The organism is Bacillus velezensis (assembly GCF_001461825.1).
Taxonomy (GTDB): Bacteria; Bacillota; Bacilli; order Bacillales; family Bacillaceae; genus Bacillus; species Bacillus velezensis.
The window spans coordinates 11,446-24,863 of the sequence record NZ_LLZC01000019.1; the positions used below are offsets into that span (position 1 = coordinate 11,446).

At 50.4% G+C, this 13,418-nt stretch carries 1 protein-coding gene; it reads right to left on the reverse strand.

The window, feature by feature from the left end; translation table 11 throughout:
- Positions 1 to 4: 4 nt before the first annotated feature.
- Positions 5 to 13,417 (reverse strand): type I polyketide synthase, encoded by a 13,413-nt coding sequence (locus tag AR442_RS10905; protein WP_053284978.1) that lies wholly within the window; start codon positions 13,415 to 13,417, stop codon positions 5 to 7.
- Between the last annotated feature and the right edge of the window lies 1 nt (position 13,418).

Below are 13,418 nucleotides of genomic sequence, written 5' to 3' on the forward strand. Positions count from 1 at the left end.
TCTCTCATTTAAATGCTTTCCAGAACATTTTTTTCGCAGGAAGCTCTTGTTTCTCCGCCGGTGCGTCAGGCTCTTTTACCAGAGCCTTACGTCTTAATGACGGTACCGGCAGCGGCTTTCTTTTCATTCGGGTATCTTTTTCTTCCCAAGCTTCCAGAATGACGTGGGCGTTCGTTCCGCCGTCGGCAAAGCAGTTGATGGCTGCTGACGGTCTGGCTGCATCCCATTCGCCGGCTGTTTTATGGAAATGAAAATCTGTCTTTGTTATATCAAAATGCGGCATCGGTTCGTCTCCTGAGAGAAACGGAACCGTTTGTTTATGCTTCAGCATTAATACGACTTTAATGAAGCTTGCGATGCCTTCTGCGCAAAGCGGATGCCCGATGTTCGGCTTGATTGACCCGATGCCGAGCGGAACATGCTGGCCAGAGCGGTATACGGATTGAATCGCCTTCAGCTCAAGCAAATCAGTTACAGCGGAACCCGATCCGTTTGCTTCGATATAACTGATGTCTTCCGGCTTTTTGCCGCTTTTGAAAAGCGCGCTTTGCATAACGTCTTTTTGCGCCTGCATATTAGGGGCTGACGGGCCTGCCGTTCTGCCGTCATTGTTCATGGCGGCGGCCTTAATGACCGCGTATATCGTGTCGCCGTCTTTTTGCGCCTGGCTTACTGTTTTTAACAGCACCATGCCGACGCCTTCACCGAGGACGACTCCGCCTGAACGCTTGTCAAATACGTGAAATGCCGGTTGTTCGTTTAACAGTCCGCGCTCTTGGAACATCCGGTGCGCCGCATCCGTGTTCAGCAGGCTGACACCGCCAACTACCGCCGCTTTGATATCGCCGCTTCTCAGTGCCTGAACGGCCATGTTCATTCCTGTCAAAGCCGATGAACAAGCCGTATCAAGCACGATGCTCGGCCCGCGCAGATCAAAAAATTGCGAAACGTTTGCCGCTAAATAATTCTGCCCGCCCGCAACGATCGGATTGCGGGTATTCGCAAGACTTTCAGGATCAGGCTGGTGCTGGCTGCGGCCTCCGATATACACACCGGCTTCTATGCCCTTGATTTCTTCACGGGTATAGCCGGCATGGCACCAAAGTTTCAAGCTCTCTTCCAACACCGCCAACGCCTGAGGGTCCATCGCTTTCGCGTCGTTTTCCGGAATGAAAAAGAATTCGGAATCAAAGTGATCCATATTGTCAATCAATCCCGCAACGTATTGATTTGCATATCCGAAACGTTCCGCCGGGACGGAGCCGATTGCGGACCTGCCGCTTCTCAGCAAGTCCCAATATTGGTCTAACGATTCCGCTCCCGGAAAACGGCAGCTCATTCCGACGACAGCAATGTCTTCAGTTACGGCATCACGCTTTTGTTCAGTGTGAACCGTTTGTACGGCAGCCGGAACCAAGATTTCTGTATCAGGTTCCTCCCTTTCTGCAAGCAGCGGCTGCCCATTGGATACAAGCCATTCGGCAAACGCGTCGATCGTCGGATGTTCATATAAAACAGACGGATCTAAGTCCTCTTTGAGCGCTTGATTCATTTGCTGTAAAAGCTGCGCTAAAATGATCGAATCAACCCCGTAATCCTGAAACGGTTCGTCTGTTTCCAGTTCTTCCGGAGCGATTTTCAGCTCATCGGAAAACAATTTCACAAGCCACGCCTTCGTATCAAGAAGCAGGTCTCTGTCTGAATGTTTTTCCGCGGCTTTGCCGTTTATTTCGGCTTTTTGTGTTTTCACTTGACAGAGCAGCCTGTCAGGATGCCATTCGCTCCGATCAACGATAGCCGGCAGAACGGACGGGCGGATGTTTTCAGATAAAATGCGGTCCAGCAAGTCAAGTCCTTCCGCGTTGGACAGTCCCAGCAGCCCGGTCTGCTTCAGGCTTTCTGTGCGGACTTCACCTAATCCGGTTTCCTTCCAGTTCGGCCATTGAATGCTGACCAGCGGATATTGATGCTGATGAGCCGCCGCGAAATAATCCATGTACGCATTTGCCATCGCATAATCCGACTGTCCCGCCGCGAGCGCCGGAACGACTGCAGATACTGAAGAAAATAAGACAAAAAATTGCAAAGGATCATTTGTGAAAAGGCTGCTTAATGTTTGAAGCCCGGCGACTTTCGGTTCAAGCACTTCTTGTATGTCGTCGGCAGTCTTTCTGATAAACGCCGGATTTACTGAATTAACCGATCCCGCACAGTGAATGACGCCGCCTATCGGTCCCATCGTGCGCCGGATCGTTTCAATTTCCGCTGCCGCCGCATCATGATCAGACAATTTCAGACTGATCACCGCCACTTGCACTCCTTTTGCTTCAAGCTCTTCAATCGCCCGTATCTTCTCTTTCAGCCTTGTATTAACGGCTGACCGTTCATGGCGGGGAGGAATCGGCTCCCTGCCTGTCAGCACTACTTTTTTCACGCCGTGTTTTTCTGTGAAATGGCGGGCGCATAAGAGACCCAGTCCCCTCGTTCCTCCGGTAATGAAAAGCACATGGTCTTCAGGAAACGGTGCGGGCTTATGTTCTGCTCGCTTCCCGCTTGGAATCTCCCTGAATAAAGCACGGTATCTCTGTCCGTTTCGGCGGCAGATTTCCGGTTCTGTGCTGTCCGCCGAAAATTCATCTGCAATCTGTTTGGCAAGCGTCTGCTGATCCGTATCTGTATCGGCATCCATGTGTCTTGACGTCACGTTTTGATACTCATTTTGAAGCATTCTGTACAGGCCGCTTTTTGCCGCTCCTGCAAGATGAATCGTTTTCTGCTGAAATGGCTCCAATCCTTTTGTTACATATAGCAGCGTCAGCGGCCGCGCTTGCCGGCGGCTTGTATCAATCAGAGTCTGGAGCCGGCTGATCCCTTTCAGTGAAGGGTCTTCGTCTCCGCATCCCGTCAGATCGATTGCGCCATCTATGTGATTCCAATCGCTAGCTGCAGTATCAGCAGAATCGACCGGGAGAATGAACGAGTCAGTGAAATGCTTCGCAGTCTCTTCGGCTAGCTCCGCTGTTCTTTCATCAGCCAGAATCATGACCGTCCTGCCGCTTTTCTCACCGGCCGAATCGATCTCACACGGAACCCATTGCTTTTCTAAAAGCACAGCCTTGCGCCGGTCTTCTGTTTCCTGCGGTACGGCTTTCGGCTCAGGCAGCCAGTACGGCTCCTTCGCAAATGGGTAAGCCGGCAGACTGATTCTGCGGGGTTTTTCGCCTTGATAGAGTCTGTCCCAGTCCATCTGAAGCCCTTTAGCCCACAATTCCGCTATTTTGGCGTATTTTTTCTTATTGAACCATGACCTGACAAGCTGCTTCAGGTCATCGTCCGTTTCAAATGCTTTAATTTCTTTTTTAGCCGTTTTGATATGGGCTTCATATATCCCTTCACCCGTATTTCCGTTTACAAAATCGGTTAAACGGCTGATCAGTTCTTCTCTCGAACCGGCTGTAACCGCAAGACGGTAATCCTTCGCATCACGCCCGGTTTGAAGCGTGTACGCCATATCTGAAAGATTGATATTCTGATTGGCTTTTGCAAATTCGATCACAGACTCGGCATAGGTTTTTACCTGGGGCGCTTTTTTCGCCGACAGCACAAAAATGTTTGTCTCATCAGGCTTACGGCTTCCCCGGTCTTTCGGCTGATACTCTTCGATAACGAGATGAGCGTTTGTGCCGCTGTAGCCGAATGAGCTGACACAGGCCCGCCGCGGTGCTCCGCCTGTTTCCCAAGGTTTGAGTTCGGTATTGACAAATAAAGGCGAGTCATCGAAATCAAAATGTTCATTCGGCGTGCTGAAATGAAGGGTCGGCACAAGCTGCTGATGCTTCATCGACAGCAGAACCTTCTGGACGCTTGCTACACCTGCCGCCGCCGACGTATGCCCAATATTCGATTTAACCGAACCGATGGCGCAAAATTGTTTGCGGTCCGTTTTTTCCTTAAATACAGAAGACAGGGCTTCTAATTCAATCGGATCCCCCTGCTTTGTGCCGGTGCCGTGCATTTCCGCATAGGTGATGCTCTCAGGGTGGATGTTGTGCGCTTCATACACTTGGCGCTCTAAATCCATTTGGCTTTTCGCGCTTGGTGCGGTAATGCCGTTGGTTTTTCCGTCCTGGTTAATTCCAGATCCGATAATGACTCCGTAAATATGGTCTTGATCGGCTTCCGCATCTTTCAGCCTCTTCAAAACGAGCGCCCCCGCGCCTTCGCCGGGCACAAATCCGTTCGCACTGTTATCAAATGCTTTACATTGGCCGTCAGGAGACAGCATTCCGGCTTCACACATGCTGATGTATGATTCAGGCGTTAAATACAAGGTGACGCCGCCGACAAGCGCCATGTCAATTTCATGATTCAACAGCGCCTGACGCGCCAAATGAGTCCCGACAAGAGATGAAGAGCATGCCGTATCGATCGGAATGGCCGGACCTTTCAAATTGAGATAATAAGGCAGGCGGGCCGCCGCGATGCTGAAACTGTTGCCCGTCGCACTTCCTCCTGTCTGATGTTTGTTTAACATCATGCCGTATTCATTGTTCATAATCCCCAAATAAACGCCGCAATTTTTCCCGTTTAATTCTTTTGAACTGTAACCCGCATCTTCAAAGGCTTTAAAACCTTCCTGTAAAAATATCCGGTGCTGCGGGTCCATAAGTTCCGCTTCAGACGGAGAAATATTAAAGAACAGCGGATCAAATTCTTCAATGCCGTCAAGCATACCGATTGATCTGCAGTATACTTTGCCCTTCTTGTTTAAGGCCGGATCATAGTATTTGTCTACATCCCAGCGGGAAAGCGGGATGTCGCGAATGGCATTTTTCGCACGGGCTAAGTTGTCCCAATACGTCTTTAGGTCCGGCGCATCCGGGTACTTGCCCGACATGCCGACGATGGCTATCGCGTCCGCTATCTCGTCTTTAGGCTCCCGTTTGGCCTGCACCGGTTCAGGTTCCTTTTGAACCGTTAATCTCTCAGGCTCGGCAGGTGTTTTCTCCTGCAGGGCGTGTTGCTGTGTAAGCGGCTTTGGACGTACGGGAACCGCCTGTTTTTTTCTGCCGCGGACGGACGGCTGCGTACGCAGAAAATCGGCAAATTGGCGGATTGTCGGATAATCATACACTTTCGTTACGTTACAGTCCGTGCCGTACCGTTTATTGACGGCCTTTATCCATTCAAGACCGGTAATCGAATCCATACCCAAGTCAATAAAGGCCTCATCAATATCTACTTCATGACGCTCCATGTACAATACATCAGCCAGTGCTTTTGATAACTCGTCATGCACTGCTTCAATCGGTTCTTCCGGTTCGGCGGAAGCTGCCGTTTCAGACATCGCCTCCAGAATATCCGCTTCTGCTTGTGTCACATGCTGCTTATGAGCGTTTAAAGGCTGCAGCATTATGTTTGACGGTTTTTTCACGGCCTCTGTTTTCTGCGGTTCGGTTGCTTCCTCAAGGATCGGTTCTGTCCCGAGCTCTTTTTGCAAGAAAGCCGCAAACTGGCGAATTGTCGGATAATCATATACTTTCGTCACCGTAAGGGACGTGCCGTATGCTTTATTAACAGCCTTTATCCATTCAAGACCGGTGATTGAATCCATGCCGATATCAATAAATGTGTCGTCTGCGTCGATATCGTCGGCATCCATATATAAAACGTCTGCCAAACTTTCGGTCAATACGGCACTTACTTTTTCAACGGAAACCGCCGGACGGGAAACAGACTGTACGGTTCTTTTCGGTTTCGCGCCGCTCAAAGGCTGCAATGAAATGTTTGACGGTTTTTCTTTGGCAGTCTCCTCGTGAAGAGTTGTTACTTCAATGACCGGTTCCGGGGCGGCCGCCGGTGCGATCGGCGCAGACTGTGTTTCGCCCGGTCTTTTGACAGCTGCATCTGCTGATATGTCGATCCAATAACGGTCTTTTGCAAACGGGTAGGCCGGGAGACTGATTTTTTGCGGTCTGCCCATTTGATACAACTTATCCCAATTCAGCGGAAGACCCTTCACCCAAAGCTCTAATACCTTTGCGGCTTTGCCTTTTTCAAGCCACGCCTCAATGGTTTTTTCCATGTCCTCATCAGCCGCAAACAGCGCCATCGTGTCTTTATTCTGTTTGACTTGTCCGCGGTAGAGCTGGTCAATTGACTCCTTGCCGCCCGTAAATTCGTCAAGCTTTTCTTCAAGCTCGCGCAAATTGCTGACAATCATTCCGAGACGCTCTTCCATCGGTTCACGGCCGATTTGAAGCGTATATGCGATCCGGCTCAGATCCGCTTCCCGGTAACGCCCGCTCCGCAGCGCATCAAGAAGACGTTCCGCCCGTTTTTGAAGCCGTTTCTCATTTTTCGCGGAAAGGACGATCATCGACGGATGAGGCGCGGCAAAAGCCGTCTCCTTATCCTCATCAGCTGAATATTCTTCGATGACGATATGAGCGTTGACACCGCCGGCTCCGAATGAGGAAAGCCCCGCGGTTCTCGGCAATTCTTTATTTATTCCGTTTTCATTTATGACCGGTCTTTTCCACTCTTCAAGCGTCTGCTGCACTTTAAACGGCGTAGCGAGAAAATCAATATTAGGGTTAAGCGTCCGGGAATGCAGTGACGGTGCGAGCTGCTTATGTTTCATTTGCAGGAGCACCTTCGTCAGACCCGCGATGCCCGCCGCGCTTTCACAGTGCCCGATATTGGATTTCGCTGAGCCGATGGCGCAAAACTGTTTATCTTGTGTTTGTTCTGAAAAGACTTTTGTCAGACCCGTGATTTCAATCGGATCGCCGAGTGAAGTTCCGGTGCCGTGGGCTTCGATGTAGCTGACCGCCCTCGGATCGGTTCCCGCGTCTTTTAACGCCTGTTTGATCACCGCGGCTTGGGCGTTCGGATTCGGTACGGAATACCCGTTTGTTTTTCCATCATGGTTCACGGCCGTTCCTTTGATCAGGCCGTAAATATGATCACCGTCCGCTTTTGCTTTAGAAAGCGGCTTAAGGAGTACGGCTCCCACTCCTTCACCGGGCACATAACCGTCCCCGCCTTCTCCGAAACTTTCACATCTGCCTTTGCTTGATAAAAATCTGTTCTGGCCGAGCATCAAATATTTATTCGGATGAACGGATACATTGACGCCCCCGGCAAATGCTGCTTCGCATTCCCCGTTCCGCAAGCTTTGGCATGCCAGATGAATGGCTGTTAAAGAGGAAGAGCACATCGTATCCAGAGCCATGCTCGGACCGTTAAAACCGAATACATAGGAAGCCCTGTTCGCAATTGATGACGGATTTCCGGTCAGCGCAAGCGATTTTCCGCGCGCCTGTTCTTCGGCTCCGTAAAGCTGATATTCCTCATACATGACGCCGACGTAAACACCGACATTGGCGCCAAGCAAATCACCCGATTTTTCCGTGAGCTTTTTGCGCGTGTAACCGGCATCTTCCATCGTTTCGTAGACACACTGCAGGAATAACCGCTCCTGCGGGTCCATCAATTTTGCATCCCGGGGCGAAATAGAGAAGAATTGCGGATCAAATTTGTCCACGTCTTTCAAAAATCCTCCCCATTTTCCGTACGTCTTGCCTTCTTTATCTTTATCAGCGTCGTAATAAAGACTGTGATCCCAGCGATCGTTTGGAATTTCGGTTATGCAGTCAGTGCCTTCACTCAAGTTCTTCCAAAATTCCTGAAGATTTTCGGCCTGCGGATATCGTCCTGACATACCGATAATCGCGATATCTTCACGCTCCGTCACTGGATTTTCCCGCGTGTCTGGACGGACTTGCGCAAAGCCTTTTTTGCCTTCATTCCGTTTGAAAACGGGCTTTACTTTCGCTTTCTCAGACAGCGCCGGTTTGGCTGCAGGGGTTTCTTCTGTTTTCATCCCGGTCACTTCCAGCAGCGTGTCCCGGTGTGCTTTCATAAAATACTGCGCCAGCGATTCGATATTCTGATATTCGAAAAACAATGTTTTTGACAATGAACCGAAGCTCTTTTCCAGCCGGCCCGTCAAATGCATAATCATAATCGAATCAATACCGTAGTCTTCCATAGGCGCCTTGGCGTCAATTTTGCCGACAGGAAGTTTGGTCACTTCCGAAAACACTTGTTTCAAGAAATGCTCCGTTTTTTCTGCAAGCATGTTCTCTCCGCCCGCTGTAAGACCTGCCGTTTCTTCGGTTTCGCTGCCCTTATCCGGCTGTTCCGCTGATTTTTTCAGAAACGCCCGGATTTTTGCGGCGTAGCCTTCCGTCACCATGACTTGGGATGTGTTTGCCGCCCACCCGCGGTACAAAGCCTGAATGCCGTTTTCTGTTTGCATAGGGACCATGCCGCTTTCTTTTGTCAGCATGGCTTCCGTTTCAGCATCAACCGTCATGCCGCCATCTTTCCAAAGCGGCCAGCAGATTGAAAGGGTGTGTCCATAGCGTTCATTTCGGGCTTTTTTACGGTTTCTTTTTTCACTGAAGGCGTTCATAAACGCATTGGCCATCGCATAATCAGCCTGACCCGCGCTTCCGGCGCTTCCGGCTCCGGAAGAGAAAAGAATCAGAAAATCCAGCTCAATGTCCTTTGCCGCTTCATCCAGATGAACCAGTCCGGAGACTTTCGGCGCCAGTACATCACGGATCTCATCTTTGTGCTTTTTCAGAATATAGTTGTCTTTTATCGTTCCGGCGCTGTGTATGATACCGTTTAATCCGCCGTACTGCCGACAGATGTCCGCTATGAGCGATTGAACTTCTTGTTTTTCCGTCATGTCCGTTTGTTTGTACACGGCTTGCGCGCCGAGATCGGACAGTTCTTGAAGCTGGGTTTTTTTACGGTTATCCAACAGAGAACGCCCCGTTAAAATAAGAACGGCGTCTTTTGCATGCCGGGCGATTTCTTTGGCGAATAAAAATCCTAGACCGCCCGCACCGCCTGTGATCAGATAAACACCTTTATCCTTCCACGGCTTTTCGGCGCCGAACTGTTCCAGCCCTGTTTCCTGCCATTGTGCCGTATAGCGATTGCCGTTTTCATAGCGAATATGCTTGTCATCAGGATGAGCGCTGCATTCTTTTACATATCGGGACAGCGTGTCTGCCTTGACGTCCGGCTCCGCTTCAATCAGCTGGCCGGTCAGGTTCGGGTTTTCAAGCGCCGCTGTTTTCAAAAGCCCCGTTAAGCCGCAAAGGAGCTGCGTATCCGCTTCTTGAGGCACGACAATCTGAATGAGCTCGCGCCCGCCGGAATTTGAAGCGAGGATTTTCTTCACTTCTTCGAACGCCTGAAGCGCACAAGCTTCAAACCGTTCGTCTTCACTCTTATGCTGATCACGGAGCACATGACAGCTGAAGTCTGTCTGTATGCTGTTCATTTGGTCCGTAAACCGGTCAGATATCATCACGTGACGGGCTTTGAAATGGATCGGCGCTTTTTCATGTACAGCGGCCTTCTCTTCCCATACGTGTTCAAAAAATAGTGTATCTGTTTTATCCGTTTCAATTTCCCGTGCGGAATAACCAGTCATTTTCACACATACATTGCCTTGTTCGTCACACAAATCAATATCCAGCTTCTGCACAGCATCTTCAGGCTTGCTTTCGCCGCTGTACGCAATGGATACCCACATATCACTTTTACAGCTTTTCAACACATCAATCTGTTCGAGAGCAAACGGCAGCATCGGCCGTATGTCAGTCCCGTCTCTGTCAAGCATTAACCCGATTGTCGCGTGGAAGGCCGCATCCAAAAGGCTCGGATGGAGGACAAACTGATCTTTTGTATGAGAAATAGATGACGGGAGTGAGAGCTTTGCGAGCACTTTGCTGTCGTTTGCATAGATTTCCGTGACCGCTTTGTGAGCATCCCCGTATTCAATCCCCATCTGTTTGTATGCCTGATAGCAAGCGTCAGGTGTGATCAGACGGCGTGACTCTCTTAATTTGTCAATCTCGATTTTGGCCGGTTCGCCCGCTCGGACAAATGCCGCGCTTCCTTGCGCATAGAGAACGGGCTCTTCTTCCGAGGAAGCCGATTCACTGTAAACCGTAAATCCCATCTCCCCATTTTCTTCGTCATAAAGGCGGAGATACAGTTCCGCGGACTCATCCGCCGCTGTAAACGGACGTATCCATACGACATGTTTCAGACGGACTGTTCCTTCTTCCTTCGTTTCTGCCGCGTGTTCAACGGCCGCCCGGACCATTTCCAGATAAGCCGCGCCCGGTAACGTCCGCTCGTTTTTGACGACGTGATCTTTCAGGAAAAATTCTCCGCCGCTAAAAGAGGACCGAAAACGGACGCCTGACATGTTTGATATATTTTCATGAAGGAGCGGATGCAGCATGCCTGCCCTTTTTTGCGGCAGCGATTCTCTTTTCTCCGCCTTCGGCACCCAATACCGGATTTTTTCAAACGGATATGTCGGCAGGCTGATCCGATTCGGTTTGTTTTCACCGTACAAGAGATTCCAATCCATCGTTCCTCCGCCGGCCCACTTTTCGGCAATCATCCCCAGACTCCCGGAGGAAAGCCATTTATGTATCAAGTCCGGAGCAAGCTCTGCCTGTTTGCTTTTATCGGCTCGGTTCCGCCAGCACCCGCTGACCGTTTTACCCGCCAGAAAGCCCTCCAGCCGCTCTTTGAGCTGTGTCATATTCTGAGCGGTGAACGCAACCCGCTCCTCCATCTGTTCACGGCCGATCTGAAGTGTATACGCCGCATCCTCAAGCGGCAGGCCGGGATGAATAAATGCAGACAGCTTCGCAACATACTCTTTTAGCCGTTCTTCATTCCGGGCTGAAACCGGAAAAATGAATGTCTGTTCTTCTGCCGGTTCAGCCACTGTTCCGTGTGATTCTTCAGGGATAAATTCCTCCAGAATGAGATGCACGTTTGAACCTGTCGCCCCGAAAGAACTGATGCCTGCACGCCGGGGATATACGGTCTCATTTCCGTTTTCCGTCACTGAGGGCTGATGCCATTCTTCGGTATGATGCTGGACGTAAAACGGTGATTGTTCAAAATCTAAATACGGATTCAGCTCCTCGGAATGAAGAGACGGCACCAAAGTTTTATGGTGAAGCTGCAGGGCAACCTTGCTTAAGCCGCTGATGCCCGCCGCCGATTCCGCATGGCCGATATTGGACTTCACTGATCCGATCGAACAGAACTGTTTGTCCTGTGTGTACTGGCGGAACGCCTTGACAAGGCCTTGAACCTCAATCGGATCGCCGAGAGAAGTTCCCGTCCCGTGCGCCTCAATATAACTGACCGTGCGCGGATCGATGCCCGCTTTGTCCAGGCATTCTTCAATCAAATCAGCCTGCGCGACAGGGCTCGGCACGGAAATTCCGCTCACTGTCCCCACGTGATTGACGGCACTGCCCTTTATCACCGCATAAATCCGGTCTCCGTCTTTTACCGCCTCTCGCAGCGGTTTTAATAAAACGGCACCGATTCCTTCAGCCGGTACATAGCCGTCTCCGTCTTTCCCGAATGTATGACAAACCCCGTCTGTTGAAAACATGTCCCATAAACCGTATGTCAGATATTTATTCGGATGCAGCGACAAGTTGACGCCTCCGGCAACCGCCGATTCACATTCCCCGCGCCGAATGCTTTCCGCAGCAAGGTGAACCGCAGTCAGCGAAGATGAACAGACCGTATCGACCGCCATGCTCGGCCCGTGAAAATTGCAAAAATATGAAACTCTGTTTGCGATTTGCGCATAATTAAGAGAAAGCGGGAATACATGATCTTCAGAAGAAGCTTCAGCCCCGACCAACGTATAATCCTTATGCATCACCCCTGCGAAGACGCCGACGCGCTGTCTCTTATTCCGTCCGCGCGCCTCTGCGAGCGACTTCGGCGTATATCCGGCATCCTCAATCGTTTCCCAGCATGTTTGTAAAAACAGCCGTTCCTGAGGGTCCATTGTTTCAGCTTCCCGCGGCGTAATCCGGAAAAATTGGGGATCAAAGCAATCCGGATCATCAATAAATCCGCCCCATTTTGAAATGCTCTTTCCGGAAGGCGACTTTACATTTTCAAACCGGCGCCAGTCCCAGCGAGACTCCGGAATTTCGGTGACACAGTTTTTTCCTTCTTTCAGGTTTTCCCAGAATTCATGAATATTTTCGGCCTGCGGATAGCGGCCGGCCATGCCGATAATGGCGATATCTTCATCTTGCGGAACACTGCTTTTCCGTCTTCTCTCTGTTTGCGTCTCAACCGGCTTCTCCATTTTTGCCGGAGGCGCGCTGAAATGGCTCCCGTACTGCTCAGTCAGGAAAGCTGCCAGCTCTGCTGCCGTCGTATATTCAAACAGCAAAGTCGGAGAAAGGGTTTCGCCGATTTTTTCGCTGATCGTTTCGACGACGTCAAGCAGTCCGGACGATGTCAGCCCCATTTCATAGTAGCCGACTTGAGAATCAATCTGTTCAAGCGGCTTGCCGATTTTTTCAGCCATCAGATTCATGACATACCGTTCTGCTTCCTCATGCGGGTGTCCGCCTTCAAGCGATGCCGCAACTTCCGGTAAACCGGCTTTTTCAGGAGACTTCTCAGCAGGCTTACGGTCTGTATTGATCAGCTCGGCATCCCGCACGAGCTTGCTTGTGAAATCTTTCAGCTCGGCTACTTTCCGGCCGGATGCGTTAAAAAACTCCAGTGTAATGTAAATGAGCTCCTTTTCCTGCCGAAGCGACGAACGTTTGATTCTCGTGATGCAGCCGGCCTGCAAAGGTTCGGAAGCTGTAAAAGATTCGTAGAAAAGAGGCAGAAACAGCCTCTTTTCCCCATTTAACAGCGATGAGATCAATAGGTTTGCGCCGACGCCGCTTCCGTCAAGAAGAGTCGGATGGAACAAAAACCCCCCGGCCTGTCCCATCGCGTCTTTTCCGAGCGATACATCAAAGGTGACGCCGTCCCGCTCCTCAAACACTTCTCCTTCTGCTTTCATATATCCGCTGTGAACCAATTCCTGGCTTCTGCATTGTGCATACAGCTCATTTAAATCGATGGTGCGTTCCGCCTCGCGTTTGACAGAGTCAAGATCAAGCGTGTCACTGAAAACTGCGGGTGCCGTCTCGTGCATTTCCGCTTTGACGTAAATACGTTCTTCCGGCTGTACGCGTCCGCCGCTGACCTCAGCCCCTTTTGCGGTAAGTTTCCAGCGCCCTTCTTTTACCTTTGTACATTCAACCGTAAGCTTGACGGCGCTATCTTCTTTCGCAATAAGCGGCTGATATATGGATAAATGGCGCAGCTGAAGCCCGTCGTATGAATAGCCGCGCTCTTTGAAAATCTGATAAAACATATCAATATAAGCCAATCCCGGAAGGACTTTTTGTCCGTAAACGTCATGATGTAAAATAAACGGATTTTTCAGCGATAAAGTGATTTGCTTATTGAAGTTCTTCACG